The organism is Burkholderia sp. F1, from assembly GCF_050813845.1.
In the GTDB taxonomy this organism is placed as follows: Bacteria; Pseudomonadota; Gammaproteobacteria; order Burkholderiales; family Burkholderiaceae; genus Burkholderia; species Burkholderia ubonensis.
This window is the reverse complement of sequence record NZ_CP172421.1, coordinates 3,927,811-3,954,724: the sequence shown is the minus strand read 5'-3', so window position 1 is coordinate 3,954,724 and position 26,914 is coordinate 3,927,811. Positions and strand designations below refer to the sequence as shown.

The window sequence follows — 26,914 nt, the reverse complement described above, 5'->3', positions numbered from 1 at the left end:
GATGAACTGATCGAGAACGAGCGGCGCGAGCCGGATCCAGGACGATGACTTACGCGGTCAAGGAAATCTTCTACACGTTGCAGGGCGAAGGCGCGAACGCGGGCCGTCCGGCCGTGTTCTGCCGGTTCGCCGGCTGCAATCTGTGGTCGGGCCGCGAGGAAGACCGCGCGGAGGCGGCGTGCCGCTTCTGCGACACCGATTTTGTCGGCACCGACGGCGAGAACGGCGGCAAGTTCAAGGACGCGGCGGCGCTCGCCGCGCAGGTCGCGAGCCTGTGGCCGGACGGCGAGGCGCACCGCTTCGTCGTTTGCACGGGCGGCGAGCCGATGCTGCAGCTCGACCAGCCGCTCGTCGACGCGCTGCACGCGGCGGGCTTCGAGATCGCGATCGAGACCAACGGCTCGCTGCCGGTGCTCGAATCGATCGACTGGATCTGCGTGAGCCCGAAGGCCGACGCGCCGCTCGTCGTCACGAAGGGCAACGAGCTGAAGGTCGTGATCCCGCAGGACAACCAGCGGCTCGCCGACTACGCGAAGCTCGACTTCGACTATTTCCTCGTGCAACCGATGGACGGCCCGTCGCGCGACCTCAACACGAGGCTCGCGATCGACTGGTGCAAGCGCCATCCGCAGTGGCGCCTGTCGATGCAGACGCACAAATATCTGAACATTCCCTGATTCACCGGCTTTTGACATCGTGCTGATTACCCGAAAACTCGAATTCGACGCGGGACACCGCATTCCCGATCACCGCAGCCAGTGCAGGAACCTGCACGGCCATCGCTACGTGCTCGAAATCACGTTGCGCGGCGATCTCGTCGATACCGAGGGCGCGCCCGACCGCGGCATGGTGATGGATTTCGCCGACGTGAAGGCGCTCGCGATGGAGCATCTGGTCAGCAAGTGGGATCACGCGTTTCTCGTCTACGCGCGCGACGAGGTCGTGCGCTCGTTCCTCGAGCAGATGGCCGATCACAAGACCGTCGTGATCGACCGGATTCCGACCGTCGAGAACCTCGCGGCGATCGCGTTCGACATCCTCGCGAACGTCTACGACGCGCACTACGGGATCAACCTGCGCCTCGAGCGCGTGCGCCTGTACGAAACGCCGAACTGCTGGGCCGACGTCGAGCGCGAGCCCGGCCGCTGAGCTTCCTGACGCGGCAGTCCCGCCCGGTCGGCGCGGACTGCCGCCACGGCGTACCGCGGCGGTAATCCGCTGGCGGTTTTCCGTTCCGCCCGTTCCCACATTCCGCCGTGTGCCGCGCTATGATCGTTGCGTGGCGTCGCAAAACGCGTCGGCGTCCCTGCGCCGGCGCAGCCCGGCGCGTCCGCGCCCTGTCCCGCCCGTTGCTTGTCCCTTTCGAATGCCCGTCCGTCTGGAGGCCGTTTCGATGAGCACGCTCACCAATTCCCTCAAACAACGCCTGCACGACGGCGACGACCCGCTGTACGGCCTGTGGCTGACGCTCGCGAGCGACGCCGCCGCCGAAGCGCTCGCGCACGCCGGCTACGACTGGCTCTGCATAGACATGGAGCACGCGCCGAACGACAGCCACGACGTCGCGTCGCAGCTGCGGGCGCTGGCCGCCGCCCATCTGCCAAGCGAACCGGTCGTGCGCGTGCCGGCGCGGGAGCCGTGGCTCGTGAAGCGCGCGCTCGACGCGGGCGCGCGCACGCTGATGTTTCCGAACATCGAAACCGTGGACGACGCCGCGCACGCGGTGCGGCTCACCCGCTACCCGTCGCCGGAATCGCCGGACGGGCTGCGCGGCGTGGCGGGCATGGTGCGTGCGGCGGCATTCGGAATGCGGCGCGATTACCTGCAGACGGCGAACGCGCAGGTTGCGGTGATGGTGCAGATCGAATCGGCGCGCGGCGTCGACGAAGTCGAGCGGATCGCCGCGATACCGGGCATCGACTGCCTGTTCATCGGACCCGCCGATCTCGCGGCGAGCCTCGGGCATCTCGGCGACATCCGGCATCCGGTCGTCGAAGCCGCGATGGCGCGCGTGCTCGCGGCGGGCCGGCAAGCGGGCGTCGCGGTCGGCATCTACGCGGCCGATACGGCCGCGGCGCGGCAATACCGCGACGCCGGCTACCGGGTCATTTCGCTGTCCGCCGACGTCAGCTGGCTGCTGCGCGCGACGCGGCAGGCATTGCAGGAGGTGCGGTCATGAACGCAAGCGCCGGCGTGTGTCGCCGCACCTGCGCGCGCGCGCTGCGGGCGGGCGTAGCGGCGCTCGGCCTATATGCGGCCTGCGGCGCGGCGCTCGCACAGGGCGCGCGAGCGCAGCCGGAGCCGGCGCGCGAGACGGAGTCCGCGATCGCCGATTACAACGCGGGCAATTTCCGGGCGGCGCTCGTGCAGTTTCACGATGCGGCCGAGCGCGGCAACCGTCTCGCGCAGTTCAATTACGCGATGATGCTGATCACGGGCGAGGGCGTGACGGCGAACGTCGACGAGGGGCTGCGCTGGCTGAGGCGCGCGGCCGACGCGAACATGTCGCACGCGCAGTACGTATACGGCCGGATGCTGGATGACGGCGAATTCGTCGCGCGCAATCCGGCCGAGGCGCATCGCTGGTTCCTGAAGGCGGCGAAGCAGGGCCACGTGCAGGCCGCGCTGGCGCTCGCGAACCAGTTCCTCGACGGACGCGGCACGCCGCGCGACAACCGCCAGGCGTTCGTCTGGTACAAGCAGGCCGCCGACGCGGGCGATCCGACCGCGCAGTACGTGACCGCATCGTTCTACGAGCGCGGCGGCGACGGCGTCGAGCAGAACCTGAACATCGCGCGCGCGTACTACGCGGCGGCGGCCGCGCAGGGCGACGAGACCGCGGGACTCAAATTCAAGGAGCTCAGCGAACGCGTGAAGGCGCAGGGCCCGGCGAGCGGCGGCGGTGCCGGCGCGGCGCCGGAAGGCGGCCAGCGCGGCGCGCCGCCGCAATGACAAAGCGGCGCACGAGGCGCCGCTTCGATTTGATGTTCCGCGCGGGTCAGCTCTTCATCAGCCGCCTTTGCCGGCCGACGCTCATGATCATCCCGATCGCGATGCCGAGCGTCGTGAGCGCGGTGCCGCCGTAGCTCATGAACGGCAGCGGCACGCCGACGACGGGCAGCACGCCGCTCACCATCCCGATGTTGACGAACGCATAGACGAAGAACGCCAGCGTGAGCGACCCGGCGAGCAGCCGGCCGAACTGCGTCGCGCCCTGCGCGGCGATGTACAGCCCGCGCGCGATCAGCGCCATGTACAGCGTGAGCAGCACGAGGCCGCCGGCGAGGCCCCATTCCTCGGAGAACACCGCGAAGATGAAGTCGGTGTGCTTTTCCGGAATGAATTCGAGGTGTGCCTGCGTGCCCTTCAGGTAGCCCTTGCCGAGTGCGCCGCCCGAGCCGATCGCGATCACCGCCTGGATCGTGTGAAAGCCCTTGCCGAGCGGGTCGGACGTCGGGTCGAGCAGCGTGCAGACGCGGTGCTTCTGGTAGTCGTGCATCAGCGGCCACTGCACTTCCGGCTGGCAGATCCGCTCCTCGAACACCGCGATCGAGCCGACCGCGATCACGCCGGCGACGAGCACCGGCACGATCAGCTTGAACGACAGGCCCGCGAGATAGATCACGAAGAAGCCCGCCGCGAACACGAGCAGGCCGGTGCCGAGGTCCGGCTGCTTCGCGATCAGCCCGACCGGCACCAGCAGGATGCCGAACGCGGCGATGAAGTCGTACCAGCGCACGCCGCCTTCGCGGCGCTGGTAGTACCACGCGAGCATCAGCGGCGTCGCGATCTTCAGGATCTCGGACGGCTGGATCACGACGCCGACGTTCAGCCAGCGCTTCGCCCCCTTCTTGGTCATCCCGAACAGCGCGACCGCGATCAATAGCGCGACGCCGAACGAATACAGCGGGACCGCGAAGCGCATCAGCGTCGTCGGCGGGATGTTGGCGATCACCCACATCAGCACGAACGTCAGCAGGATGTTGCGCAACTGGTCCTCGACCCGGCCCGGCATGTCGATGCTCGCGCTGTACAGCGTGACGATGCCGACGCACAGCAGCAGGAACACGATGAGGGCGAGCGGGCGGTCGAAGCCCGCGAACATCTGCTTGATCTTGTCGAGCCAGGCGCGCTTGTCGAATTGCATGCCTTTCTCCGTCAATGAGCGGTGCCCGCGTCCGCCGCTTTCGCGGGGGGCGCTGCACGGTTGTCGTTGCGCGGCGCGGCGGCGAGCGGCTGCGCGTCGCCGGCCGGCTTGTGCGGCCGATGCGGCATGCGCCGGAATGGCGGCATGCTCGCGGCGGCCGGCGCCGCGGCGCTTGCCACGACGGGCGCGGCAACCCCGGCGGCGCTCGCGCCCGGCGCCGATGCGCCCGACGCCGCTTCCGCCGCGCTGGCCGCGCCCGGCACGACCGGCTGCGGCAGCATCCTGAAGCCGGCCGCGACGGTGACGGCTTTCGACACGTCGCCGACCACCGGCGCGTTGACCGGCTCGGTCGCCGACGCCGCGGCGGCCACGGCGGCCGCCTCGTTCTCCGGTTTCTGGCGCTCGACCAGGTAGAAGTCGAGCACGCGGCGCGCGATCGGGCCCGCGGACTGCGCGCCCCAGCCGCCGTTCTCGACGATCAGCGCGAGCGCGATCTGCGGATGGTCGACGGGCGCGTACGCGATGAAGAGCGCGTGATCGCGCAGGTGCTCGGCGAGCAGGTGCCCCTTGTAGTTGCCGCCCTGCAGCGAGAACACCTGCGCGGTGCCGGTCTTGCCGGCGGCGAGGTACGGCGCGCCGCGGAACACCTTGTACGCGGTGCCGGACGGGTTCTCGATCACGTTCTCCATCCCGCGCTTCACGACCTCGATGTCCGACTGCTTGAGCGGAATCGTGTCGCTTTCCTTCGGCACGGTCAGGTGGCGCCCGCGCGAGATCGGATCCTCGACTTCCTTCACGAGGTGCGGCTTCATCACGACGCCGTCGTTGGCGAGCGTCGCGGTCGCATGCGCGAGCTGCAGGATCGTGAACGAGTTGTAGCCCTGGCCGATCCCGAGGCTGATCGTCTCGCCGTCGAACCACTTCTGCTGCGCGGCCTTCTTGAAGGTCTTGCGCTTCCAGTCCGGCGACGGCAGGATCCCGCGCGCCTCGCCCTGGATGTCGATGCCGGTGATCTGGCCGAAGCCGAACGGCTTCATGAAGTTCGCGATCGCGTTCACGCCGAGGTCGCGGGCGAGCATGTAGAAGTAGGTGTCGTTCGACACCATGATCGCCTTGTTCATGTCGACCCAGCCCTGGCCCGAGCGCACGTCGTTGCGGAACGTATGGCCGCCGAACGTGAAGTAGCCGGGATCCTGGAAGCCCCAGCCGGGCGTGCGCTTGCCGAGCGTCAGGCCCGCGAGCGCCATGAACGGCTTGTAGGTCGAGCCCGGCGGGTAGGTGCCGTGCAGCGGCCGGTTCAGCAGCGGCTTGTCGGACGAGTTGTTCAGCTCGTCCCAGGTCTGCTGGTCGATCCCGTCGACGAACGAGTTCGGGTCGAAGCTCGGCGACGACACGAACGCGAGCACGTCGCCCGTCTTCGGCTCGATCGCGACGAGCGCGCCGCGCTTGCCGGCGAACGCCTGCTCGGCGACCTGCTGCAGCCCGATGTCGAGCGACAGCACGAGGTTGTTGCCGGGCGTCGCCTGCGTGCGCGACAGCGTGCGCACCGGTCGGCCGCCCGCCGTCACCTCGACTTCCTCGAAGCCGGTCAGGCCGTGCAGCTCGGTCTCGTAGCTCTGCTCGACGCCGATCTTGCCGACGTAGTCGGTGCCCTTGTAGTTGTTCGCGTCGCGGCGCGGATCGTAGTGCTCCGGGTCGCTGTCGTTGTCGTCGCTCATCGCGTCGATCCGGTCCTGGTCGCGCTTCGAGATGCGGCCGATGTAGCCGATCACGTGCGCGGCCGTCGTGCCGAGCGGGTACTGGCGGAACAGCCGCGCGCGCACGTCGACGCCGGGGAAGAGGAAGCGCTGCGCGGTGAAGCGCGCGACTTCGTCGTCGGTGAGCCGGGTGCGGATCGGCAGGCTCTCGAAGTTCTTCGAGTCTTCCTGCAGCTTCTTGAAGCGACGGCGGTCGCGCGCGTCGATCTGGACGATCGTCGCGAGCTTGTCGATCGTGTTCTCGAGCGTGTCGGTGAGCTTCGACGGCGTGATTTCGAGCGTGTAAGCGGAATAGTTCTTCGCGAGCACGACGCCGTTGCGGTCGGTGATGATGCCGCGGTTCGGCACGATCGGCGCCACCGAGATGCGGTTTTCCTCGGCCTGCAGCGCGTACTTGCCGTGCTGCCAGAGCTGCAGGTAGAAGAAGCGGCTCGCGAGCAGCCCGAAGCAGACGAACACGAACACGCCCGCCGCCGCGACGCGCAGGCGGAACTTCGAGAGCTGTTGTTGGGTGTCGTTGAATTCGGTCATGCGGTTACGGTCGATCGGACCCGCGCGCGGCACGCTCGCGCGACGGGCATGGCGCCGCCCCGTGGCGCGGCCGGCGGGCGAAAGGGCGGCGGGAGTTCAAGGCGGGGTCCTGGCGGCGCGGCTGCGGCTCAGATGGGGCGCGTGTCGTCCGGATCGACCGGGCGGCGTTGCGGCATCAGCAGCAGGTGGCTCGCGATCGGCCACAGCGCGGCCTCGACGAAACCGTCGACCAGGTAGCGCCAGCCCGGGAACGCGGCACCCATCAGCAGGCGGATCACGAACGGCACGAGCTGCGCGACGACGAGGAGCGGCGTGACATACAGCACCTGCACGCCGATCGGCATCCACAGCACGCGGCGGTGGATCGTGATCGCGCCGTACGACAGCAGCGTGTAGGCGAGCGCATGCTCGCCGAGCAGGCCCGCTTCGTGCACGTCCATCAGGATGCCGAGCGCGAATGCGACGCCCATCCCGACCTTGCGCGGCTGGTGGATGTTCCAGAACAGCAGCACGAGCGCGACGAAATCGGGCACGCCGGGCAGGTGGCCCCACGGCATCAGGTTCAGCAGGAACGCGGCGGCGAGGCTGAAGACGATGAAGTACGGGTTGACCGGCTGCAGGATGTATTGCGGGCGATTCATCGCTGGGCTCCTGATTGCCCGGCGGCGGGCTTGGCCGTTGCGGCAGGGGCCGCAGGCGCAGCCGGCGCGGGCGTCGCGCCGGGCTGGGCCGCGGCGCCGGTCGCCGGCTTCGCGCCCGCGTCGGCCTTGTCACCCTTTTCGCTCTTTTCGCTCTTTTCGCCCTTGGCGGCGCCCTTCGCGGCCTTCTTGCCGCCCTTCGCGTTCTTGTCGGCCGATTCCGGCTCGGCCGGGCGCGGCGGAATGGCGTTCTGGTAGTGCAGCACCAGCATCTGGCGCGCGCCGCGCACCGCCGCGACCGGCGCGCAGATCACGCGCGCGAACGCGGTGTCGGCGAGCTTGTCGACGCGCACGACCTTCGCGACCGGCAGGCCGGGGGGATAGACGCCGTCGAGGCCGCTCGTGACGAGCTCGTCGCCGGCGACGACGTCGGCGCTCGTCGGCACGAAGCGCAGGTCGAGCGAATCGCCGCGCGGGGTGCCGTAGATCACGCTGCGCAGGCCGGTGCGCAGCACCTGGACCGGAATCGCGAGATCGCGGTCGGTGATCAGCGTGACTTCGGCCTGCAGCGGGAACACGCGGGTGACCTGGCCGACCACGCCGTCCTCGCTGACGACGGGCGCGCCGTCCTGGATGCGTTGCTGCATGCCCTGCCCGATCACGATCTTCTGCGTGAACGGGTCGGCGGTGTCGTACTGGATCTCGACGGGCGTCGACTGCGTCGCGATATGCTGGCGCAGCTCGAGCACCGCGCGCAGATGCGCGTTTTCCTGCGTGAGCACGGCGGCCTGGTTGGCCTGCGTCGACAGTTGCAGGTTGCGGGCGCGCAACTGGTCGTTCTCGTGACGGAGCGTGGCGCCGCTGGTCGCGATTTCGGCCGCGCCCATGAACAGGTCGCGCGGCACGAGCGCCACGCGCTGCAGCGGATACAGCACGGTGCCGAGCACCCCGCGGACGATTTCGAGCGTGTTGAAGCGCGCGTCCGACACGAGGAGCGCGATGGCGACCGTGACGAAGAAAATGAGCCGCGCGAGGGCGGGCGGACCTTGCTTGAAGAGGGGCGGCGGACTGTATTCCATGGTCGGCGCCGGGCGCGAATGATCGGTTAAATGATGCTCAGACGCGCAAACGGCGCGGCGGTTCGTTCTAAACGAGCGAGCCGGCCACGCCGCGGGTGCGTCATGTCAGGAAGACTGCCTAGACGATCACTCGTACGAGAAGATGCTGCCCAGCTTGTCCATGCGCTCGAGCGCCATGCCCGAACCGCGCACCACGCAGGTGAGCGGATCTTCGGCGACAAGCACCGGCAGGCCGGTCTCTTCCGCGAGCAGGCGGTCGAGGTCGCGCAGCAGCGCGCCGCCGCCCGTCAGCATCATCCCGCGTTCGGCGATGTCCGCGCCCAGTTCCGGCGGGGTCTGCTCGAGCGCGATCTTCACCGACGACACGATCTGGTTCAGCGGATCGGTGAGCGCCTCGAGGATTTCGTTGCTGGAGATCGTGAAGCTGCGCGGAATGCCTTCCGACAGGTTGCGGCCCTTCACTTCCATTTCCTTGACTTCGGAGCCGGGGAACGCGGAGCCGATTTCCTTCTTGATCGCCTCGGCCGTCTGTTCGCCGATCAGCATCCCGTAGTTGCGGCGGATGTAGTTGACGATCGCCTCGTCGAACTTGTCGCCGCCGACGCGCACCGAGCCCTTGTAGACGATGCCGCCGAGCGAGATCACGCCGACTTCGGTCGTGCCGCCGCCGATGTCGACGACCATCGAGCCCGTCGCTTCCGACACCGGCAGGCCGGCACCGATCGCGGCCGCCATCGGCTCCTCGATCAGATAGACCTGCGACGCGCCCGCGCCGTGGGCCGCTTCCTTGATCGCGCGGCGCTCGACCTGGGTCGAGCCGCACGGCACGCAGATGATGATGCGCGGCGACGGCGAGAACATGCGCGACTCGTGGGCCGTCTTGATGAACTGCTTGATCATCTGCTCGGTGACGGTGAAGTCGGCGATCACGCCGTCCTTCATCGGGCGGATCGCCTCGATGTTGCCGGGCACCTTGCCGAGCATCTGCTTGGCTTCCTTGCCGACCGCCTGGATCGTCTTCTTGCCGTTGGGGCCGCCTTCCTGGCGGATCGACACGACGGACGGCTCATCGAGCACGATGCCCTTGCCGCGCATGTAGATCAGGGTGTTTGCGGTGCCGAGGTCGATCGCCAGATCGTTGGAGAAGTAGCTGCGCAAAAAACCGAACATTCAGAATCCTGTTTCGCTCTGGGCCGACCCTGCATAGCGAGCGCTGAGGGCGGCAGCGGAAAAAATAACAGCCTCGGATCGTGGCGGAAGCGGCCGCCGCGGCGCTCGAAGCTGCGAATGAAATCTACCGGGAGTCGCTTGAAGCCCGCACGGCCTGCCGACAGGGGGCTCAGCGGTACGGGAAAAGGCTGCCGGGTTTGGGTCGAACGCGTAATGATACCTTATAATTTCGCGGTATTTGAATCGAAACGGACGGTATTTTTCCCGCTTCGTACCCGATTTTTGAGGGTGGGATCGCACCCTCCAACCCCCGCCGCAGCGCCGCTTCTCGCGCGCTGCGCCGCCTTGTTTTCCGGTGATTGCATGGCTCTGACCCTGACCGACGTGAAACGCATCGCGCACCTTGCGCGCCTCGAAATGGCCGATGCCGACGCCGAGCATACGCTTGGCCAGCTCAATGAATTCTTCGGCCTCGTCGAGCAGATGCAGGCGGTCGACACCGCCGGCATCGCGCCGCTCGCCCACCCGATCGAACAGATCCAGGAAGTCGCGCAGCGCCTGCGCGACGACGCCGTCACGGAAACGGTGAACCGCGACGACAACCAGCGTCCGGCGCCGGCCGTGCAGGACGGCTTGTACCTCGTGCCGAAGGTGATCGAGTAAGCGTTCGATGACAAGCGTGCGCGCCGCTTCATGCCGTTTCGCGCCGCACGCGCCCCAGAATTCCCAGGAAAACCACTCAATGCACGCAAAAAGCCTGACCGAACTGCGCGCCGCGCTCGCCGCCAAGGAATGCTCGGCTGTCGAGCTCGCGCAGCACTATCTGAAACGGATCGACGCCGCGCAGGACCTGAACGCGTTCGTCCACGTCGATGCCGATCTGACCCTCGCGCAGGCGAAGGCCGCCGACGCCGAGCTCGCGCGCGGCGCGGCCGGCCCGCTCGCCGGCCTGCCGATCGCCCACAAGGACGTGTTCGTCACGCGCGGCTGGCGCTCGACCGCCGGCTCGAAGATGCTCGCGAACTACGCGAGCCCGTTCGACGCGACCGTCGTTGCCCGCCTGTCGGCGGCCGGCATGGTCACGCTCGGCAAGACCAACATGGACGAGTTCGCGATGGGCTCGTCGAACGAGAACTCCGCGTTCGGCCCGGTGAAGAACCCGTGGGACACGAAGGCCGTGCCGGGCGGCAGCTCGGGCGGCAGCTCGGTCGCCGTCGCCGCGCGCCTCGCGCCGGCCGCCACCGGCACCGACACCGGCGGCTCGATCCGCCAGCCGGCGTCGTTCGCCGGCGTGACCGGCATCAAGCCGACCTACGGCCGCGTGTCGCGCTACGGGATGATCGCGTTCGCGTCGTCGCTCGACCAGGGCGGCCCGATGGCGCAGAGCGCCGCCGACTGCGCGCTGCTGCTCAACGCGATGGCGGGCTTCGACGAGCGCGACTCGACGAGCCTCGAGCGCGACGACGAGGACTTCACGCGCCACCTCGGCCAGCCGTGGACGCCGGGCAACGACGCGGGCAAGCCGCTCGCGGGCCTGCGCATCGGCCTGCCGAACGAATACTTCGGCGACGGCCTCGCCGCCGACGTGCGCGCGGCGGTCGACGCGGCGCTCAAGGCTTATGAGGCGCTCGGTGCGACGCTCGTGCCGGTGTCGCTGCCGAAGACCGAGCTGTCGATCCCCGTCTACTACGTGATCGCGCCGGCCGAGGCGTCGTCGAACCTGTCACGCTTCGACGGCGTGCGCTACGGCCACCGCGCCGCCGAATACGGCGACCTGCTCGACATGTACAAGAAGTCGCGCGCCGAGGGCTTCGGCCCCGAGGTGAAGCGCCGCATCCTGATCGGCACCTACGTGCTGTCGCACGGCTACTACGATGCGTACTACCTGCAGGCGCAGAAGATCCGCCGCATCATCGCGCAGGATTTCCAGGAAGCGTTCAAGTCCTGCGACGTGATCATGGGCCCGGCATCGCCGACGGTCGCCTGGGACCTCGGCGCGAAGGGCGACGATCCGGTGCAGATGTATCTCGCGGATATCTATACGCTGTCGGTGAGCCTCGCGGGCCTGCCCGGCATGAGCGTGCCGTGCGGTTTCGGCGCGGGCGCGAATGCGAAGCGCCCGGTCGGCCTGCAGATCATCGGCAACTATTTCAACGAAGCCCGGATGCTGCAGGTCGCCGACGCGTTCCAACGCGCGACCGACTGGCACAAGCAAGTTCCGGCGGGGGTGTAAGCAATGACTCAGTGGGAAGTCGTCATCGGTCTCGAGACGCACGCGCAGCTGTCGACCGTCTCGAAGATTTTCTCCGGCGCGCCGACGCAGTTCGGCGCGGAACCGAACACGCAGGCTTGCCCGGTCGACCTGGCGCTGCCGGGCGTGCTGCCGGTGCTGAACCGCGGCGCGGTCGAGCGGGCGATCCGCTTCGGCCTCGCGATCGGCTCGACCATCGCGCCGCGCAGCATCTTCGCGCGCAAGAACTACTTCTACCCGGATCTGCCGAAGGGCTATCAGATCAGCCAGTACGAGATTCCGGTCGTGCAGGGCGGCCAGATCACGATCCAGGTGCCCGCCAATGAAAAGGCCGGCAAGGAAGCGTATTCGAAGACCGTCAACCTGACCCGCGCGCATCTGGAAGAAGATGCGGGCAAGTCGCTGCATGAAGACTTCGCGGGGATGACGGGCATCGACCTGAACCGCGCGGGCACGCCGCTGCTCGAGATCGTCACCGAGCCGGAAATGCGCAGCGCGGCCGAGGCGGTCGCGTACGCGAAGGCGTTGCACGGGCTCGTCGTGTGGCTCGGCATCTGCGACGGCAACATGCAGGAAGGCTCGTTCCGCTGCGACGCGAACGTGTCGGTGCGCCCGGTCGGCCAGGAGAAGTTCGGCACGCGCGCCGAGATCAAGAACCTGAACTCGTTCCGCTTCCTCGAGGAGGCGATCAACTATGAAGTGCGTCGCCAGATCGAGCTGATCGAGGACGGCGGCGAAGTCGTGCAGGAAACCCGCCTGTACGACCCGGACAAGCGCGAGACGCGCTCGATGCGCAGCAAGGAAGACGCGCACGACTACCGCTACTTCCCCGATCCGGACCTGATGCCGCTCGTGATCGGCGCGGACTGGGTCGAGCGCGTGCAGGCCGGCATGCCCGAGCTGCCGGTGGCGATGCAGCAGCGCTTCGTCGAGCAGTACGGCGTGTCCGCGTACGACGCGGGCGTGCTGACGTCGAGCAAGGCGATGGCCGCGTACTTCGAGGCGGTGGTCGCGAAGGCGGGCGCTGCGAACGCAAAGATCGCCGCGAACTGGCTGATGGGCGACGTATCGTCGCAGCTGAACCGCGACGGCATCGAGATCGACGGGATTCCCGTGTCGGCCGCGCAGCTCGCGCTCGTGCTGCAGCGGATTGCGGACGGCACGATCTCGAACAAGATCGCGAAGGAAATCTTTGCGATGATCTGGGACGAGAAGGCGACCGACGAAGCCGCCGCCGATCGCATCATCGACGCGAAGGGCCTGAAGCAGATCTCCGATACCGGCGCGCTCGAGGCGATCATCGACGAAGTGCTCGCGGCGAACGCGAAGTCGGTCGAGGAATTCCGCGCGGGCAAGGAAAAGGCGTTCAACGCGCTGATCGGCCAGGCGATGAAGGCGACGAAGGGCAAGGCGAACCCGCAGCAGGTCAACGAACTGCTGAAGAAGAAGCTCGGGTAAGCGGCGCGCGCGCCTGACCCGCGCTTGATCACGGGCCGCCGCCGAACCTGTTCGGGGCGGCCCGTTGCAACTGGTGCGCACGCGGCGTGCGCGCCGTCACACGGAGGAACGCATGGCGAAACAACCGTCGCTCGACGATTACCGGGTGCCGTACCACACGCGCGAGAAGGACGCGGCAGCGTTCTCGCTCGGCGCATACGATCCGTCCGCGAAGCCGTTTTCGTCGGGCGCGAAGGAAGCCGACCGCGAGCGGCTGTCGTCGGTCTCGATGGAGCTCGACGTGCAGCAGGAACGGCTGCACACGCAGCAGAAGAAGCGCGTGCTGCTCGTGCTGCAGGGGATGGACACGAGCGGCAAGGACGGCACCGTGCGCGCGGTGTTTCGCGAGGTCGACCCGCTCGGCCTGCGCGTCGTGCCGTTCAAGGCGCCGACGCCGATCGAGGCCGCGCACGACTTCCTGTGGCGCGTGCATGCGCAGGTGCCGGCAGCCGGCGAGCTCGCGATCTTCAACCGCAGCCATTACGAGGACGTGCTCGTGCCGCGCGTGCTGGGCGCGATCGACGAGAAGGAATGCGAGCGCCGCTACCGGCAGATCCGCGACTTCGAGACGATGCTCGTCGAAAACGGCACGACGGTCGTCAAGTGCTTCCTGCACATCTCGAAGGACGAGCAGCGCGACCGGCTGCAGGCGCGTATCGACGACCCGGTCAAGCACTGGAAATTCGACATCTCGGATCTCGACGCGCGCAAGCACTGGGATGCGTACCAGGACGCGTACCGCGACGCGCTCGCCGCGACGTCGGCCGAGCATGCGCCGTGGTACGTGATTCCGGCGAACTCGAAGACCCACCGCAACGTGATGATCGCCGAGCTGCTGCTGCGCACGCTGACCGACATGAAGCTGGAGTTCCCGCCGGCCAAGCCCGAGCTGGAAGGCGTGAAGATCCGGTAAGCGCGGCCGGCGAGGCGCTACGATCCAAACTTGTGAGAATACAGAACGGAAACCCGACATGATGCGTGTGATTACCGCCAACCTGAACGGCATCCGCTCCGCCGCGAAGAAAGGCTTCTTCGAGTGGCTCGGCGAGCAGAACGCCGATTGCGTGTGCGTGCAGGAGATCAAGGTGTCGGCCGACGACCTGCCGGCCGAATTCGTCGAGCCGCACGGCCTCAAGAGCTATTTCCACCACGCCGAGAAGAAGGGCTACAGCGGCGCGGGGCTGTACAGCCGCCGCGAGCCCGATGACGTGATCATCGGCTTCGGCAGCAGCGAATTCGATTCCGAGGGGCGCTACGTCGAGGCCCGCTACGGCAAGCTGTCGGTCGTGTCGGTGTACGTGCCGTCCGGCTCGAGCGGCGACGAGCGCCAGCAGGCGAAGTACCGCTTCATGGACGAGTTCATGCCGCACCTCGCCGAGCTGAAGAAGAAGCGCGAAGTGATCCTGTGCGGCGACGTGAACATCGTCCACAAGGAAATCGACATCAAGAACTGGAAGAGCAACCAGAAGAACTCCGGCTGCCTGCCGGAAGAGCGTGCGTGGCTCACGCAGTTGTTCGACGACGTCGGCTACGTCGACGTGTTCCGCACGCTCGATCCGCGTCCCGAGCAGTACACGTGGTGGAGCAACCGCGGCCAGGCGTATGCGAAGAACGTCGGGTGGCGGATCGACTACCAGATCGCGACGCCGGGCGTCGCGGGCACCGCGAAGCGCACGTCGATCTTCCGCGACATCAAGTTCAGCGATCATGCGCCGCTGACGGTGGATTACGACTACAAGAAGTGACGCGCGCCGCGCGTGGCGCGGGCGCCGGATGCAAAACGGGCTGCGAAATGCAGCCCGTTTTGTTTGCCCGCGTCGGCATGCATGGTCGCCGCGCGAGGGTGTGCCGCTTGCCGCTTACGCCTTGATCGACGCCATATCGATCACGAACCGATACTTCACGTCGCTCTTCAGCATCCGCTCGTAAGCCACGTTGATCTGCTGCATCGGAATCGTTTCGATGTCCGACGTGATCCCGTGCTCCGCGCAGAAATCGAGCATTTCCTGCGTCTCCGCGATCCCGCCGATCAGCGAGCCGGCCAGACGGCGGCGCTTGAAGATCAGGTTGAACACCTGCGGCGACGGATGGTCGTGCTCCGGCGCGCCGACCAGCGTCATCGTGCCGTCGCGCTTCAGCAGGTGCAGGAACGGGTTCAGGTCGTGCTGCGCGGCGACCGTGTTCAGGATGAAGTCGAAGCTGTTCAGGTGCGCGCTCATCTGCGCGTCGTCCTTCGAGATCACCACTTCGTGCGCGCCGAGCCGCTTGCCGTCCTCGACCTTCGACGGCGACGTCGTGAACAGCACGACCTGCGCGCCCATCGCGCGCGCAAGCTTCACGCCCATATGGCCGAGGCCGCCCAGGCCGACGATGCCGACCTTCTTGCCCGGGCCGACGTTCCACTGGCGCAGCGGCGAATACGTGGTGATCCCCGCGCACAGGAGCGGCGCCGCGCCGGCCGGGTCGAGCGTGTCCGGCACGCGCAGCACGAACGCCTCGTCGACGACGATCTGCGTCGAATAACCGCCGTACGTCACGTCGCCGCTCACGCGGTCGCGGCCGTTGTAGGTGCCGACGAAGCCGTTCTCGCAATACTGCTCGAGCCCTTCCGCGCAGCTCGGGCAAGTGCGGCACGAATCGACGAGACAGCCGACGCCGACCAGTTCGCCGACCTTGAAGCGCGACACCTGCGGGCCGGTCGCGCTCACGCGGCCGACGATTTCATGGCCCGGCACGACCGGGTAGATCGCATTCTTCCATTCGTTGCGCGCCTGATGGAGATCGGAGTGGCAGACGCCGCAATAAAGAATCTCGATCTGCACGTCGAGATCGCGCAGCGCGCGGCGCTGGAATTCGAACGGGGCAAGCGGCGACTTGGCGTCGGTCGCTGCGTAGGCATAGGTTGTGCTCATGCGGGGCTCCTTGTTCGGCAAAAGTCGCTGCCGTCGCGCCATGTGACGGCGCGGCGAGGCAGGACGCCATCGTACGGAGCGCGGCGTCGCCGTGAAATACCTGAAGGTCTCGAAGATTTGCCTATTTATCTCGAAATGTGGCCAACATCCCGATAAAGCAGCGCCAGAATGCTACATTGCAAGCCTGATTCTCTTGCCGTCCAGGATTGCGCCGATGAGCTTCCAGCCCCTTTTTGCCGATGCCGGCGACCGTGTGCAGCGCCGCATGATCGAGCTGCTCGCGCGTCTCGCGCCGAACGAGGGCTTTACGCATGCGGATATGGAAGGCGTGCGCTTCATCCGCGCGAACCGGCCGGTGCCGCGCATGCCGGTGCTGTACGAGCCGAGCATCGTCGTCGTCTGCCAGGGGCGCAAGCACGGCTATCTCGGCGATCAGTCATTCATCTACGACGCGCAGCAATATCTCGTGCTGTCGGTGCCGCTGCCGTTCGAGTGCGAGACGTTCGCGAGCGAGGACGAGCCGTTTCTCGCGATCTCGATCCGGGTCGATCTCGCGGTGATCGCCGAACTCGCGATCCTGCTCGACGAAACCCGCGGCGTCGCCGTCAGCGAGCCGCGCGGCGTGTATTCGACCCCGCTCGACGCGCCGCTCGCGGATGCAGTGCTGCGCCTGCTCGAAGCGCTCGCGTCGCCGCACGACACGCGCGTGCTCGGGCCGTCGATCATGCGCGAGATCGCCTATCGCGTGCTGACCGGCGCGCAGGGCGACGCGATCCGCGCGGCGCTCGTCCAGCAGCATCAGTTCGGCCGCATCGCGAAGGCACTGCGCCGCATTCACGCGGACCTGACCAGCGACCTCGATGTCGAGACGCTCGCGCGCGAGGCCGGCATGAGCGTCGCGGTGTTCCATGCGCAGTTCAAGAGCGTCACCGCGACGTCGCCGATGCAGTACGTGAAGACGACGCGCCTGCATCAGGCGCGGCTGATGATGGTGCAGGACGGCATGGGTGCGGGCGTGGCGGCGGCGCGGGTCGGCTATGCGAGCGCGTCGCAGTTCAGCCGCGAGTTCAAGCGATTGTTCGGCCGCAGCCCCGGCGACGAGGTGCGCTGGATGCGCGAGACGGGCAGCCGGACGATCGGTGGCGAGGCAGTCATCGACTGGGCGGACGAGCCGAAGGTCGGCGCGTAGCGCGGTAAGCGAGATCGGGTTGGCCGGCGTCGGCGCATGCACGCCGCGCCATCCGCTCAGCGCCGCGCGACCTTGCGCCGCTGCGCGCTGATTCCCGCGTAGTCGGGCAGCGCGTCGACGCGCCTGGCCGTAGCCTTCGCGTACAGCGGCAGCAGGTCCGGCAGGCGGTTCAGCAGGTCCTGGCGGCGCGCGGCGTCGTACGGGTGCGTGTAGATGAAGCCCGATTCCCTGTTCGCGCGGGTCGCGGCGGCGAGCTTGTCCCACAGCGTGATTGCGGCGCGCGGGTCGAAGCCGGCGCGGGCGGCGATGTCGCCGCCGATCACGTCGGCCTCGGTTTCGTCGGTCGGGTCGTAGCGCATCGTCTGCAGACGCTCGTCGAGGTTCAGCGGCTGCGGCAGCGGATCGCCGACGCCGAACAGCGGCGGCAGCGCCGCCGCGCGCAGCGATGTCTGCGACGTATCGCTGAAGCTGCTGCGCGCGTGTTCGCGCAGCGCATGCGCGATGCCGTGCGCGAGCAGCACGCCGAGCTCGTCGTCGCTCAGGCGGACGCGGTCGAGCATCCCGCCATAGACGAGGATCTTGCCGCCGGGCAGGCACGATACGCGGATGTCGCGCGAACGGATCGCGTTGACGTCCCACGCCCACGTCTTGACCCGGTCGTTCCATTTCACCGAATACGGCGCGAGCTTCGCGACGATCGCGTGCAGGCGCTTCACGCGCGGCTGGTTCGCGGGGAGCAGGCGGTTGTTCTGCGCCGCCGCCTGCACGATCTGCGCGTATTCGTTCGCGGTCAGCTGCTCGAGGAGCGGCGACGGAATCAGCGTGCGGAACGCCACCGCATTGCCGAAGCGGACTTGCTGCGGCGTCGGCGTATAGGCTTTCGCGGACGCGGCGGCGCCCGTCGGCTGCGCCGGCTCGGCGGTCGCGGACGGGGTGGGCGACGGCGCGGGCGTGGCCGACGGCGCCGAGCCGGGCGCCGCCGCGGAACCTGTGTCGCCTGCTTGCGCGGCGCCCGCGCCGAGCGCCGCGATGCCGACGCTCAGCGACGCGGCCAGGTGCGCGATGCGGCGCAAGCGGTCACTGCGCACGGGTCGCCTCGCCATTGCGCGCGTCGCCGTGCCACGGCGCGATCTTGAACAGCAGCATCATGCCGGGGATCGCGAGCGCGGTGCACAGCAGGAAGTAGTCGAACCAGCCGGTCTTCGCGACGATGAAGCCGCTCGCCGCGGACGCGAGCGTGCGCGGCACCGACGCGAGGCTCGTGAACAGCGCGAACTGCGTCGCGGTGTAGCGCGGGTCGGTCGTGCTCGCGATGTAGGCGACGAAGGCGGCCATCGTCAGGCCGGTCGTGAAGGTTTCGAAGCCGTAGACGAGCGCGAGCGCCACCGTCATCGGGCTGAGCTGCGGCGTGACCTGGATGCCGACGACCGACAGCACCGACGCGATCGCGTGGCTCGCGGCGACCGTGAAGTCGTAGAGCGTCGCGAGCGCCGCCGAGCCGGGGCCGACCTGCGCGAGCCACGCGAAGCCGAGCGTCGACACCATCTGCAGCGCGCCGAAGATCCACAGCCCGCGGCCGATGCCGATCTTCACGAGCCAGACGCCGCCGATGATCCCGCCGGCGACGCTCGCGACGAGCGCGGTGGTCTTCGCGACGATGCCGATTTCCGTGCGCGAGAAGCCGACGTCGAGGAAGAACGACGTCGACAGCGTCGTCGCCATCGTGTCGCCGATCTTGAACAGGAAGATGAACGCGATCACGAGCAGCGCGCCGGCCCAGCCGTCGCGCTGGATGAATTCGCGGAACGGCAGCACGATCGCGTCGCGCAGGTTGCGCGGCGGCGCGCCGACCACTTCCGGCTCGCGCACGAGCAGCGTCATCAGTATGCCCGGCAGCATGAACGCGCCGGTGATCGCGAACACGACGTCCCACGGCAGGTGATCGGACAGGATCAGCGCCAGCGAGCCGGGGATCAGCGCGGCGAGCTTGTACGCGTTCACGTGCACCGCGTTGCCAAGGCCCTGCTCGGTGTCGCGCAGCAACTCGCGGCGATACGCGTCGATCACGATGTCCGCGCTCGCGCCGAAGAACGCGACGAGCGTGGTGAGCGCGGCGACCGTCCAGATCGAATCGCGCGGCGACACGAAGCCGAGCGCGGCGATCGCGCCCGCGACGAGCACTTGCGTGAGCAGCATCCAGCCGCGCCGGCGCCCGGGCCGCCAGCCGGGCAGGCGCGGGAGGTAGCGATCCATCAGCGGCGCCCACAGGAACTTCCACGTATACGGGAACTGGATCAGCGCGAACAGGCCGATTTCCTTCAGTTGGACGCCTTCCGAGCGCAGCCATGCCTGCACGAGATAGACGAGCGTGAAGAGGGGCAGACCGGACGTGAAGCCGAGAAACACGCAGATCAGCATGTGCGTGTTCAGGAAGGCTCGCCAGCCGGGGTGATCCTCGTGAGCGGTGAGTGCGGGCGCCTCGTGTGGCGTTTTCGACATGGAATGGAACTGGGTAGCGTTGACGTTATGGCGGCGGCAGCGTGCGGCAGCCGCCCGCGCGGCGCGGGCTGGGCTTGACCGGCCGTGCCTGACCGGCCATGCCGTTCGTCAACGGCGCCCCGGCTCAGCTGCGCTTGACGCGGTAGACAGCAAGACTACCACGCCAGTTCGCTCCCCATCGAATCGGCTGCCCTTCGTGCAGCACGACGCGGTCGAGGATCGTGACGCCGACCTCGGGCGCGAGCGCCTCGAAATCCTTGATCGTCAGCACCCGGACGTTCGGTGTGTTGTGCCACTGGTAAGGCAGCGACTTCGACACCGGCATCCGGCCGCGCAGCACCGACAGCCGGTGCGCCCAGTAGCCGAAATTCGGGAACGACACGATGCATTCGCGGCCGACGCGGGCGGTCTCGCGCAGGATCGCGGCGGTCTGGTGGATCGTCTGCAGCGTCTGCGACAGGATCGCGATATCGAAGCTGTGGTCCTCGAACAGGCGCAGGCCGTCCTCGAGGTTCTGCTGGATCACGTTGATGCCGTTCTTCGCGCTTGCGAGCACGCCGGCGTCGTTCAGTTCGATGCCGTAACCGGAAACGTCGAGTTCTTCCATCAGCAGCGACAGCAGCGAGCCGTCGCCGCAGCCGAGATCGAGTACGGTCGAGCGCGGCTCGACCCAGCGGGCGATCGTGCGGAAGTCCGCGCGTGCGGACAGGGAGTTCAGCGCCTGCTGGTTCATGCACCCACCTCGTTGGCGATTCGTTCGTAATACGCGCGGATCAGGTTGTGATAGCGCGCGTCGTCGAGCAGGAACGCGTCGTGGCCGTGCGGCGCATCGATCTCCGCGTAGCTGACCGTGCGCTTGTTGTCGAGCAGCGCCTTCACGATCTCGCGCGAGCGCGCCGGCGCGAAGCGCCAGTCGGTCGTGAAGCTCGCGATCAGGTATTTCGCCTTGGTGTGCGCGAGCGCGGCCGTCAGGTTGCCGTCGAACGCCTTCGCCGGATCGAAGTAGTCGAGCGCGCGCGTGATCAGCAGGTAGGTGTTCGCGTCGAAGTAGTCGGCGAACTTGTCGCCCTGGTAGCGCAGGTACGACTCGACCTCGAATTCGACGTCGAAGCTGAAGTTGTACGCGTCGAGCGCGCCGTCGGCGCGGCGCAGCGCGCGGCCGAATTTCTCGGCCATGTCGTCGTCCGAAAGATACGTGATGTGGCCGATCATCCGCGCGACGCGCAGCCCGCGCTTCGGCTTCACGCCGTGCGCATAGTAATCGCCGCCGTGGAAATCCGGGTCGGACAGGATCGCCGAGCGCGCGACTTCGTTGAACGCGATGTTCTGCGCGGACAGCCTCGGCGTCGATGCAATGTCGATGCAGTGCGCGACGCGCTCCGGATACATCAGGCTCCACGCGAGCGCCTGCATCCCGCCGAGGCTGCCCCCCATCACCGCGGCGAAGCGCTCGATGCCGAACGCGTCGGCGACGCGCGCCTGCGCGTGCACCCAGTCCTCGACCGTGACGACCGGAAAGCGCGCGCCGTACGGTTGGCCGGTCGACGGATCGATGCTCATCGGGCCGGTCGAGCCGAAGCACGAGCCGAGGTTGTTCACGCCGATCACGAAGAAGCGGTTGGTGTCGAGCGGCTTGCCGGGCCCGACCATGTTGTCCCACCAGCCGGTGCTGCGCGGATCGTCCGCGTAGACGCCGGCGACGTGATGCGACGCGTTGAGCGCGTGGCAGACGAGCACAGCGTTCGAACGCGCGGCGTTGAGCTCGCCGTACGTCTCGACGACGAGCTGATAGTTGCCGATCACGCTGCCGCTTTGCAAGCGCAGCGGTTCGGCGAAGTGCATGGTCTGTGGAGCGACGATGCCGATCGATTCCATTCGTTCCGCCTTATGCCATATGACTGGGCGGCTAAATGGTGTCGGCGAGGCGCGGAGTCGGAGATGCGCGGCTGACGACCTCTTTAGCCGCATTTGTAGTGAACCGCCGGGACGAGGCCCCGGCCGGTTCGCGCGCCCGCAATCGAGTCAGCAAATCGGCGCGCTTCCGACCTGCCGCCAGGGTGGCGGCAGTCGGCAGAGTATAGCGGAAATTGCGCGACGCGCGGATTCGATGCAGCAGGGCGCGGACTTCGGTATGTCACGCGAGCGGCACGGCCGGACCGGTCGGCATCACCAGCGGTACTTCGCTGCCAGCTCGCCCGTGACGACCGCATGGTCGAACAGGTTCGGCCTGGATGGAATTGGACGAGTCCGATTTGCGATGCCGGTGGAGCCGGCATCGTGCGCGCGGTGGCCGCGCGCATCGGGTGCAGGTCACTGCAGGATCAGCCGCAGCTGCGCGTCGGCCTGTTCGCCGGGCGCTTTCGCGAAGCCGCTTTTCGCGAAGCGGTGCCAGCGTCCGATCACGTAGCTGACGAGCAGGCTCGCGCGCACGGCCGGATCGTAGTCGGCCGGCAACGGCACGGCGCCGTCGGCATGCGCGTTGCCGTCGCGGCGCGCATTCGCTTCCATCACCGCCACGCGCAGGCTCTGGCGGACGGTCGCTTCGATCCGGTCGATCATCCGGTCGACCCGCTCGACGAGCCGTTCATGCTCGCCGACGAGCGCCTCGCCCGTCAGCACGCGCGTCATGCCGGGGTTCTTTGCCGCGAAATTGAGCAGCATCAGCGCGATCGCGCGCGCCTGCAGCACGCCGTCGGGCTCCTTCGCCGCGATCTGGTTGATCAGGCCGAAGAACGTGTTCTCGATGAATTCGATCAGGCCCTCGAACATCTGGGCCTTGCTCGCGAAGTGCCGGTACAGCGCGGCCTCCGATACGTCGAGCCGGGCCGCGAGCGCGGCCGTCGTGATCTTCTCGCGCTTCGGCGCCTCGAGCATCGCGGCGAGCGTCTGCAGGATGTGCACGCGGCGCTCGCCCGGTTTCGGGCGCACGCGGGTGCGGGTGGGTGTGGCCTGGTCGTCCGTTACCGCTTGGTCCTGCGGGTGAGTCGGCTGCATTTCTGTCGCCCCGATCGAGTGCCCAGTCGGAGCGATTTTAGCGAACGAATCCGCTGGTCGACATAATGCGGGCGGCCGGTGCCCGGCAGGTGGCCCGGCAGGTGGCCGGTGATCCACACCGTGCCGATGCCGAGGCGCTTGTAGCGCTTCAGGTGGCCGCGCGTGTCCTCGACGAGGATCGCGTCGGTGGGCCGCGCGTGCGCGGCGCGCAGCGTCCGGCGCAGCATCGTGTGGTCGGGCTTCGCGCGCCACGCGCGGCGGTCGCGCATGTGCTCGATCGCGATCACGCGCTCGAACAGCCGCTCGATGCGCAGCTCGCGCAGCACCGCGCGCGCGTAGTTCTCCGGCGCATTGGTCAGCACGAACTTGCGGCCGGGCAGCGCGGCGACGATCCGTGCGAGGCCGCGCTCCGCGCGCAGCATCGCGGGCAGGTCCGCGAACGTGTGGACGACGCGCAGGAAGTCGTGCGGGTCGATCGGGTGGTGGCGGGTGAGGCCGAGGAGCGCCGCGCCGTAGCGTTCGGTGTAGTCGTTGCGCAGGCGGTCGGCTTCGGCGCGCTCGACCTGGAGCGCGTCGATGATGTATTGCGTCATCGCGCGGTTGATCTCGGGGAAGATCGCGTGCGATGCGTGGTGCAGGGTGTTGTCGAGATCGAACAGCCACACCGGCGCGCCGGCGCGGGGCCGGCTGCGCGAGATGCGCCGGCGCCGCAGGGCGGCCGGCAGGTCGGGGGAAGGTGGCTGGCGGCGGGCGCTCAATGCGAGCGGATCATCGTGCCGAACGGCTGCTCGGTGAGGATTTCCAGCAGCACCGAGTGCTCGATCCGGCCGTCGACGATGTGCACCGACTTCACGCCGCTCTTCGCGGCGTCGAGCGCCGACGAGATCTTCGGCAGCATGCCGCCCGAGATCGTGCCGTCCTCGAACAGCGCGTCGATCTCGCGCGCCGACAGGTCGGTCAGCAGGTTGCCGTCCTTGTCCATCACGCCCGGGATGTTGGTCATCATCAGCAGCTTCTCGGCGTTGAGCACCGTCGCGAGCTTGCCGGCGACCAGGTCGGCGTTGATGTTGTACGAGAGGCCGTCCTCGCCGAAGCCGATCGGCGAGATCACCGGAATGAACGCGTCGTCCTGCAGCGCCTTCACGACCGCCGGGTTGATCGCCTCGACCTCGCCGACCTGGCCGATGTCGACGTACTGGCCCGGATTGTCGCGGTCCGGCATCAGCAGCTTGCGCGCGTGGATCAGGCCGCCGTCCTTGCCCGTCAGGCCGACCGCGTGGCCGCCGAAGTGATTGATCAGCATCACGATGTCCTGCTGCACTTCGCCGCCCAGCACCCACTCGACGACTTCCATCGTCTCCTCGTCGGTGACGCGCATGCCCTGGATGAAGGTGCCCTGCTTGCCGATCTTCTTCAGCGCCTGGTCGATCTGCGGGCCGCCGCCGTGGACGATCACCGGGTTGATGCCGACGAGTTTCAGCAGGATCACGTCGCGCGCGAAGCCTTGCTTGAGCCGTTCTTCCGTCATCGCGTTGCCGCCGTATTTGATGACCACGGTCTTGCCGTGATAGCGGCGGATGTACGGCAGCGCCTCCGCGAGGATTTCGGCTTTCAGCGTGGGGGCGATCTGCGAGAGGTCGATGGGCTCGGACATGGCGGCGGCTCTGGCTGGGAACGGTTGAAACAGGGCGAATTGTACAGGAGTGGCGCAGCGCAGCATCGGGATTTTGGGCGGGCGGGGACGGGTGGCGGCAGGGGGGCGCACCGGGCGATCGGGCTGCGCGGCCCGGCCGGCGCGGGAAAGCCGGAGGTGGAAGTGGCGCCGGGGAGGGCGCGAAACGCGCCGTTCGCATGCTCTTCCCGCGACATCGGCCGTTCGGCCGACCCGCAAAATCCGGCCGCCGCGTTATGCTTGTTTCGTTGGGTGCCGCCACGCCCGTTCTTCGCCGCCCCGTCATGACCGAAACCGCCGCCGATCGCCGCTCCGCCCCGCGCAGCGCGCGCTGCCCGCGTTGCGGCCGCAGCTTCGACTGCGGCGCGCGCACGCAGCCGTTCGACTGCTGGTGCATGTCGATGCCCGGGCTGCCCGACGGCGCGCAGCCGGCCAGCGGCGCACGTTGCCTTTGCCCGGAATGCCTGGCTGACGAGATCGCCCGGCGCGTCGCGGGAAAGCCGGCATAGTGGAGGATGGCCAGGGATACGCGATGTCCGGCGCACGCGTTCTGGCCCCTTGCTAGGGTCGTTCCCGGTTAAACGGGTAAACTGGGCGAATGCAACGAATCACCACTACCGGCCGCGTCAACCTCAGCCACCTGTTCTGGCTGCGCAACCTCGCGATCATCGGCCAACTCGCGACGATCGGCGTCGTCCAGACCTATTTCGGCGTGCATCTGCCGCTGCCGGCGATGCTGATGGTCATCGCGCTCGAAATCGTCTTCAACGCGCTGACCTGGGTGCGGGTACTGCGCGCGCGGCCCGAGACCAATTTCGAGCTGCTCGGCCAGCTGTGGGTGGATCTCGGCGCGCTGTCGGCGCTGCTGTTCCTGTCCGGCGGCACGACCAATCCGTTCGTGTCGCTGTACCTGCCGTCGCTCGCGATCGCGGCGGCCGTGCTGCCGTGGCACCTGATGATCTGGCTCGCGGCGTTCGCGGTCGCCTGCTATGCGGCGCTCGGCTTCGATTCGGTGCCGCTCAACATGGACAATCCGGCGAACCTGTTCGACTACTACCGCACCGGGATGTGGGTGAACTTCATGGTCAGCGTGGGCCTGATCGCGTGGTTCGTCGCGCGCATGTCGAACGCGCTGCGCCAGCGCGACGCGGCGCTCGGCGAGGCGCAGCAGCGGCTCTTGCGCGACGAGCGGGCGGTCGCGCTCGGCGTGCAGGCGGCGACGGTCGCGCACGAGATGGGCACGCCGCTGTCGACGATCGCGATGCTGACCGAGGAGCTGCGCGACGCCGCGCGCACCGATGCCGGCCTCGCGCGCTACGACGCCGACCTGAAGGTGCTCGACGAGCAGATGACGCTCTGCACGTCCGCGCTCGCGCGCCTGCGCAGCCGCGCGAGCGCGCCGGCGAGCCGCCAGCCCGTCGACGACTGGCTCGACACGTTCGTCGAGCACTGGCGGCTGCGGCATCCGCACGTGCAGTTCGAGCTGCTCGGCGCGCGGCCGGCGGGCGTCGCGCTCGACGACCCCGTCGCGGCCGGCCAGATCCTGACGATCCTGCTCGACAACGCCGCACGCGCGAGCCCGCAGCACGTGACGCTCGCGGCGAAGGTCGCGCACGACGGCAAGTCGGACGAGATCGAATTCGAAGTACGCGACGACGGTCCGGGCATTCCGGCCCCGCTGCGCGAGTCGCTCGGCGCGATGCCGGTCGACAGCACGCAGGGCGGGCACGGGGTCGGCCTGTACCTCGCGTTCAGCGCGGCGGCGCGGCTCGGCGGCCACATCGAGCTGTCCGACGCGAAGCCGCGCACGGCGGCGGCAGCCGCAGCGGGCCTGCCGGGCGGCGCGTCCGACGGTCACGCGCCGGACGCGGCCAACGGAGCAGGGCGCTCCGGCGGCCGCCTGGCCGGGGCCTCCCCGGGCCGCGGCACGCGGGCCGTGCTGCGCCTGCCGGTGACGCGCCACGCGGCGTAGTTCGCCGCCCAACCAACATGTAGACGGAGAAACCACATGAGCGACAACAACTTCCTGGTGATCGACGACAACGAGGTGTTTGCGGGCACGCTCGCGCGCGGCCTCGAGCGCCGCGGCTATGCGGTCCAGCAGGCGCACGACAAGGAGACGGCGCTCAAGCTCGCCGCGGCGGGCAAGTTCCAGTTCATCACCGTCGACCTGCATCTCGGCGACGACTCGGGGCTGAGCCTGATCGCGCCGCTGTGCGACCTGCAGCCGGACGCGCGGATTCTCGTGCTGACGGGCTACGCGAGCATCGCGACCGCGGTGCAGGCCGTGAAGGAAGGCGCCGACAACTATCTCGCGAAGCCGGCGAACATCGAGTCGATCCTGGCCGCGCTGCAGACCAACGCGAGCGAAGTGCAGGCGGACGAAGCGCTCGAGCACCCGGTCGTGCTGTCGGTCGACCGGCTCGAATGGGAGCACATCCAGCGCGTGCTCGCCGAGAACAACAACAACATTTCGGCGACGGCCCGTGCGCTGAACATGCACCGCCGCACGCTGCAGCGCAAGCTCGCGAAGAAGCCGGTTCGGCAGTAAGCCGCGCCGGGATCGGCGGGGTCGCCC

The 26,914-nt window shown here is 68.2% G+C and carries 26 protein-coding genes; 13 read left to right on the top strand and 13 right to left on the bottom strand.

The window, feature by feature from the left end; genetic code table 11:
* Nucleotides 1-44 precede the first annotated feature (44 nt).
* The 4 genes from queE (at nt 45) to ACFIMZ_RS18660 (ending at nt 2,952) form a co-directional block, all read left to right on the top strand.
* A complete protein-coding gene (gene queE, locus ACFIMZ_RS18675) occupies nt 45-677 on the top strand; it encodes a 7-carboxy-7-deazaguanine synthase (RefSeq protein WP_431820817.1) in 633 nt (210 codons plus the stop codon).
* Between the two features lie 19 nt (nt 678-696).
* Nucleotides 697-1,149, top strand: a complete 453-nt coding sequence (queD, locus tag ACFIMZ_RS18670; protein ID WP_010090320.1) for a 6-carboxytetrahydropterin synthase QueD — start codon at nt 697-699, stop codon at nt 1,147-1,149.
* 244 nt (nt 1,150-1,393) lie between these two features.
* On the top strand, nt 1,394-2,179 hold the full coding sequence (locus ACFIMZ_RS18665) for an HpcH/HpaI aldolase family protein (protein ID WP_431820816.1): 786 nt from the start codon (nt 1,394-1,396) through the stop codon (nt 2,177-2,179).
* Nucleotides 2,176-2,952 (top strand): tetratricopeptide repeat protein, encoded by a 777-nt coding sequence (locus ACFIMZ_RS18660; RefSeq protein WP_431820815.1) that lies wholly within the window; start codon nt 2,176-2,178, stop codon nt 2,950-2,952. The genes ACFIMZ_RS18665 and ACFIMZ_RS18660 overlap by 4 nt, the downstream gene beginning before the upstream one ends.
* A 46-nt stretch (nt 2,953-2,998) precedes the next feature.
* Here the strand turns inward: ACFIMZ_RS18660 and rodA are convergent, their stop codons facing one another.
* The 5 genes from rodA to ACFIMZ_RS18635 all read right to left on the bottom strand — a co-directional run bounded on the left by rodA (nt 2,999) and on the right by ACFIMZ_RS18635 (nt 9,322).
* Nucleotides 2,999-4,147: a rod shape-determining protein RodA gene (gene rodA / locus ACFIMZ_RS18655; RefSeq protein ID WP_431820814.1), complete on the bottom strand. Its 1,149-nt coding sequence runs from the start codon at nt 4,145-4,147 to the stop codon at nt 2,999-3,001.
* A gap of 11 nt (nt 4,148-4,158) precedes the next feature.
* The gene (gene mrdA / locus ACFIMZ_RS18650; RefSeq protein WP_431820813.1) at nt 4,159-6,435 is read right to left on the bottom strand and encodes a penicillin-binding protein 2; all 2,277 of its coding nucleotides are present in this window, start codon (nt 6,433-6,435) and stop codon (nt 4,159-4,161) included.
* 128 nt (nt 6,436-6,563) lie between these two features.
* On the bottom strand, nt 6,564-7,076 hold the full coding sequence (gene mreD, locus ACFIMZ_RS18645; RefSeq protein WP_431820812.1) for a rod shape-determining protein MreD: 513 nt from the start codon (nt 7,074-7,076) through the stop codon (nt 6,564-6,566).
* Nucleotides 7,073-8,152, bottom strand: a complete 1,080-nt coding sequence (gene mreC / locus ACFIMZ_RS18640; protein ID WP_431820811.1) for a rod shape-determining protein MreC — start codon at nt 8,150-8,152, stop codon at nt 7,073-7,075. The genes mreD and mreC overlap by 4 nt, the downstream gene beginning before the upstream one ends.
* Nucleotides 8,153-8,278: 126 nt before the next feature.
* Nucleotides 8,279-9,322 carry a rod shape-determining protein gene (locus tag ACFIMZ_RS18635; protein WP_004189550.1) on the bottom strand — a complete coding sequence of 348 codons (1,044 nt, stop codon included), beginning with the start codon at nt 9,320-9,322 and terminating at the stop codon, nt 8,279-8,281.
* Nucleotides 9,323-9,685: 363 nt separating this feature from the next.
* On the opposite strand from ACFIMZ_RS18635, the gene gatC reads away from it, so the two are divergent.
* The 5 genes from gatC to ACFIMZ_RS18610 all read left to right on the top strand — a co-directional run bounded on the left by gatC (nt 9,686) and on the right by ACFIMZ_RS18610 (nt 14,815).
* Nucleotides 9,686-9,985 carry an Asp-tRNA(Asn)/Glu-tRNA(Gln) amidotransferase subunit GatC gene (gatC, locus tag ACFIMZ_RS18630; protein ID WP_042586579.1) on the top strand — a complete coding sequence of 100 codons (300 nt, stop codon included), beginning with the start codon at nt 9,686-9,688 and terminating at the stop codon, nt 9,983-9,985.
* A 79-nt stretch (nt 9,986-10,064) separates the two neighbouring features.
* Complete coding sequence (gatA, locus tag ACFIMZ_RS18625; protein WP_431820810.1) at nt 10,065-11,555, top strand: Asp-tRNA(Asn)/Glu-tRNA(Gln) amidotransferase subunit GatA; 1,491 nt, start codon at nt 10,065-10,067, stop codon at nt 11,553-11,555.
* Between the two features lie 3 nt (nt 11,556-11,558).
* Nucleotides 11,559-13,031 carry an Asp-tRNA(Asn)/Glu-tRNA(Gln) amidotransferase subunit GatB gene (gene gatB, locus ACFIMZ_RS18620; protein ID WP_431820809.1) on the top strand — a complete coding sequence of 491 codons (1,473 nt, stop codon included), beginning with the start codon at nt 11,559-11,561 and terminating at the stop codon, nt 13,029-13,031.
* Nucleotides 13,032-13,143: 112 nt separating this feature from the next.
* On the top strand, nt 13,144-13,983 hold the full coding sequence (locus ACFIMZ_RS18615) for a polyphosphate kinase 2 family protein (protein WP_431820808.1): 840 nt from the start codon (nt 13,144-13,146) through the stop codon (nt 13,981-13,983).
* 58 nt (nt 13,984-14,041) lie between these two features.
* A complete protein-coding gene (locus ACFIMZ_RS18610) occupies nt 14,042-14,815 on the top strand; it encodes an exodeoxyribonuclease III (RefSeq protein WP_431820807.1) in 774 nt (257 codons plus the stop codon).
* 114 nt (nt 14,816-14,929) lie between these two features.
* On the opposite strand, the gene ACFIMZ_RS18605 is transcribed toward ACFIMZ_RS18610, so the two are convergent.
* Nucleotides 14,930-15,982 (bottom strand): NAD(P)-dependent alcohol dehydrogenase, encoded by a 1,053-nt coding sequence (locus tag ACFIMZ_RS18605; protein WP_431820806.1) that lies wholly within the window; start codon nt 15,980-15,982, stop codon nt 14,930-14,932.
* 214 nt (nt 15,983-16,196) lie between these two features.
* On the opposite strand from ACFIMZ_RS18605, the gene ACFIMZ_RS18600 reads away from it, so the two are divergent.
* A complete protein-coding gene (locus ACFIMZ_RS18600; RefSeq protein ID WP_431820805.1) occupies nt 16,197-17,171 on the top strand; it encodes an AraC family transcriptional regulator in 975 nt (324 codons plus the stop codon).
* A gap of 56 nt (nt 17,172-17,227) precedes the next feature.
* On the opposite strand, the gene ACFIMZ_RS18595 is transcribed toward ACFIMZ_RS18600, so the two are convergent.
* From ACFIMZ_RS18595 to argB, 7 genes are all read right to left on the bottom strand, one after another.
* Nucleotides 17,228-18,259, bottom strand: coding sequence for a M48 family metallopeptidase (locus ACFIMZ_RS18595; protein ID WP_431820804.1), 1,032 nt, complete (start codon nt 18,257-18,259; stop codon nt 17,228-17,230).
* Entirely contained in the window at nt 18,249-19,670 is a 1,422-nt protein-coding gene (locus tag ACFIMZ_RS18590; protein ID WP_431820803.1) for an AmpG family muropeptide MFS transporter, read from the bottom strand. The genes ACFIMZ_RS18595 and ACFIMZ_RS18590 overlap by 11 nt, the downstream gene beginning before the upstream one ends.
* A 124-nt stretch (nt 19,671-19,794) precedes the next feature.
* Complete coding sequence (gene metW / locus ACFIMZ_RS18585; protein ID WP_431820802.1) at nt 19,795-20,403, bottom strand: methionine biosynthesis protein MetW; 609 nt, start codon at nt 20,401-20,403, stop codon at nt 19,795-19,797.
* On the bottom strand, nt 20,400-21,545 hold the full coding sequence (gene metX / locus ACFIMZ_RS18580; protein WP_431820801.1) for a homoserine O-succinyltransferase MetX: 1,146 nt from the start codon (nt 21,543-21,545) through the stop codon (nt 20,400-20,402). Before metX ends, metW begins: the two co-directional genes overlap by 4 nt.
* Nucleotides 21,546-21,980: 435 nt before the next feature.
* Nucleotides 21,981-22,664 carry a nucleoid occlusion factor SlmA gene (gene slmA, locus ACFIMZ_RS18575; RefSeq protein ID WP_431820800.1) on the bottom strand — a complete coding sequence of 228 codons (684 nt, stop codon included), beginning with the start codon at nt 22,662-22,664 and terminating at the stop codon, nt 21,981-21,983.
* Complete coding sequence (locus ACFIMZ_RS18570) at nt 22,631-23,422, bottom strand: pyrimidine 5'-nucleotidase (RefSeq protein ID WP_431820799.1); 792 nt, start codon at nt 23,420-23,422, stop codon at nt 22,631-22,633. The genes slmA and ACFIMZ_RS18570 overlap by 34 nt, the downstream gene beginning before the upstream one ends.
* Nucleotides 23,419-24,318 carry an acetylglutamate kinase gene (gene argB, locus ACFIMZ_RS18565; RefSeq protein WP_059633286.1) on the bottom strand — a complete coding sequence of 300 codons (900 nt, stop codon included), beginning with the start codon at nt 24,316-24,318 and terminating at the stop codon, nt 23,419-23,421. Before argB ends, ACFIMZ_RS18570 begins: the two co-directional genes overlap by 4 nt.
* A 302-nt stretch (nt 24,319-24,620) precedes the next feature.
* Here argB and ACFIMZ_RS18560 point away from each other — a divergent pair, with 302 nt between their 5' ends.
* The 3 genes from ACFIMZ_RS18560 (at nt 24,621) to ACFIMZ_RS18550 (ending at nt 26,887) form a co-directional block, all read left to right on the top strand.
* On the top strand, nt 24,621-24,845 hold the full coding sequence (locus tag ACFIMZ_RS18560; RefSeq protein ID WP_010090349.1) for a cysteine-rich CWC family protein: 225 nt from the start codon (nt 24,621-24,623) through the stop codon (nt 24,843-24,845).
* A gap of 89 nt (nt 24,846-24,934) precedes the next feature.
* Nucleotides 24,935-26,308, top strand: a complete 1,374-nt coding sequence (locus ACFIMZ_RS18555) for an ATP-binding protein (protein WP_431820798.1) — start codon at nt 24,935-24,937, stop codon at nt 26,306-26,308.
* A gap of 36 nt (nt 26,309-26,344) precedes the next feature.
* Nucleotides 26,345-26,887: a response regulator transcription factor gene (locus ACFIMZ_RS18550; protein ID WP_059611872.1), complete on the top strand. Its 543-nt coding sequence runs from the start codon at nt 26,345-26,347 to the stop codon at nt 26,885-26,887.
* The last annotated feature ends 27 nt before the right edge of the window (nt 26,888-26,914 follow it).

Bases quoted from the DNA above. Each gene is read 5' to 3' on its own strand.
- queE (WP_431820817.1), top strand. From the start codon at position 45: ATGACTTACGCGGTCAAGGAAATCTTCTACACGTTGCAGGGCGAAGGC.
- ACFIMZ_RS18665 (WP_431820816.1), top strand. From the start codon at position 1,394: ATGAGCACGCTCACCAATTCCCTCAAACAACGCCTGCACGACGGCGAC.
- ACFIMZ_RS18660 (WP_431820815.1), top strand. From the start codon at position 2,176: ATGAACGCAAGCGCCGGCGTGTGTCGCCGCACCTGCGCGCGCGCGCTG.
- rodA (WP_431820814.1), bottom strand. From the start codon at position 4,147: ATGCAATTCGACAAGCGCGCCTGGCTCGACAAGATCAAGCAGATGTTC.
- mrdA (WP_431820813.1), bottom strand. From the start codon at position 6,435: ATGACCGAATTCAACGACACCCAACAACAGCTCTCGAAGTTCCGCCTG.
- mreD (WP_431820812.1), bottom strand. From the start codon at position 7,076: ATGAATCGCCCGCAATACATCCTGCAGCCGGTCAACCCGTACTTCATC.
- mreC (WP_431820811.1), bottom strand. From the start codon at position 8,152: ATGGAATACAGTCCGCCGCCCCTCTTCAAGCAAGGTCCGCCCGCCCTC.
- ACFIMZ_RS18635 (WP_004189550.1), bottom strand. From the start codon at position 9,322: ATGTTCGGTTTTTTGCGCAGCTACTTCTCCAACGATCTGGCGATCGAC.
- gatC (WP_042586579.1), top strand. From the start codon at position 9,686: ATGGCTCTGACCCTGACCGACGTGAAACGCATCGCGCACCTTGCGCGC.
- gatA (WP_431820810.1), top strand. From the start codon at position 10,065: ATGCACGCAAAAAGCCTGACCGAACTGCGCGCCGCGCTCGCCGCCAAG.
- gatB (WP_431820809.1), top strand. From the start codon at position 11,559: ATGACTCAGTGGGAAGTCGTCATCGGTCTCGAGACGCACGCGCAGCTG.
- ACFIMZ_RS18615 (WP_431820808.1), top strand. From the start codon at position 13,144: ATGGCGAAACAACCGTCGCTCGACGATTACCGGGTGCCGTACCACACG.
- ACFIMZ_RS18610 (WP_431820807.1), top strand. From the start codon at position 14,042: ATGATGCGTGTGATTACCGCCAACCTGAACGGCATCCGCTCCGCCGCG.
- ACFIMZ_RS18605 (WP_431820806.1), bottom strand. From the start codon at position 15,982: ATGAGCACAACCTATGCCTACGCAGCGACCGACGCCAAGTCGCCGCTT.
- ACFIMZ_RS18600 (WP_431820805.1), top strand. From the start codon at position 16,197: ATGAGCTTCCAGCCCCTTTTTGCCGATGCCGGCGACCGTGTGCAGCGC.
- ACFIMZ_RS18590 (WP_431820803.1), bottom strand. From the start codon at position 19,670: ATGTCGAAAACGCCACACGAGGCGCCCGCACTCACCGCTCACGAGGAT.
- metW (WP_431820802.1), bottom strand. From the start codon at position 20,403: ATGAACCAGCAGGCGCTGAACTCCCTGTCCGCACGCGCGGACTTCCGC.
- metX (WP_431820801.1), bottom strand. From the start codon at position 21,545: ATGGAATCGATCGGCATCGTCGCTCCACAGACCATGCACTTCGCCGAA.
- slmA (WP_431820800.1), bottom strand. From the start codon at position 22,664: ATGCAGCCGACTCACCCGCAGGACCAAGCGGTAACGGACGACCAGGCC.
- argB (WP_059633286.1), bottom strand. From the start codon at position 24,318: ATGTCCGAGCCCATCGACCTCTCGCAGATCGCCCCCACGCTGAAAGCC.
- ACFIMZ_RS18560 (WP_010090349.1), top strand. From the start codon at position 24,621: ATGACCGAAACCGCCGCCGATCGCCGCTCCGCCCCGCGCAGCGCGCGC.
- ACFIMZ_RS18555 (WP_431820798.1), top strand. From the start codon at position 24,935: ATGCAACGAATCACCACTACCGGCCGCGTCAACCTCAGCCACCTGTTC.
- ACFIMZ_RS18550 (WP_059611872.1), top strand. From the start codon at position 26,345: ATGAGCGACAACAACTTCCTGGTGATCGACGACAACGAGGTGTTTGCG.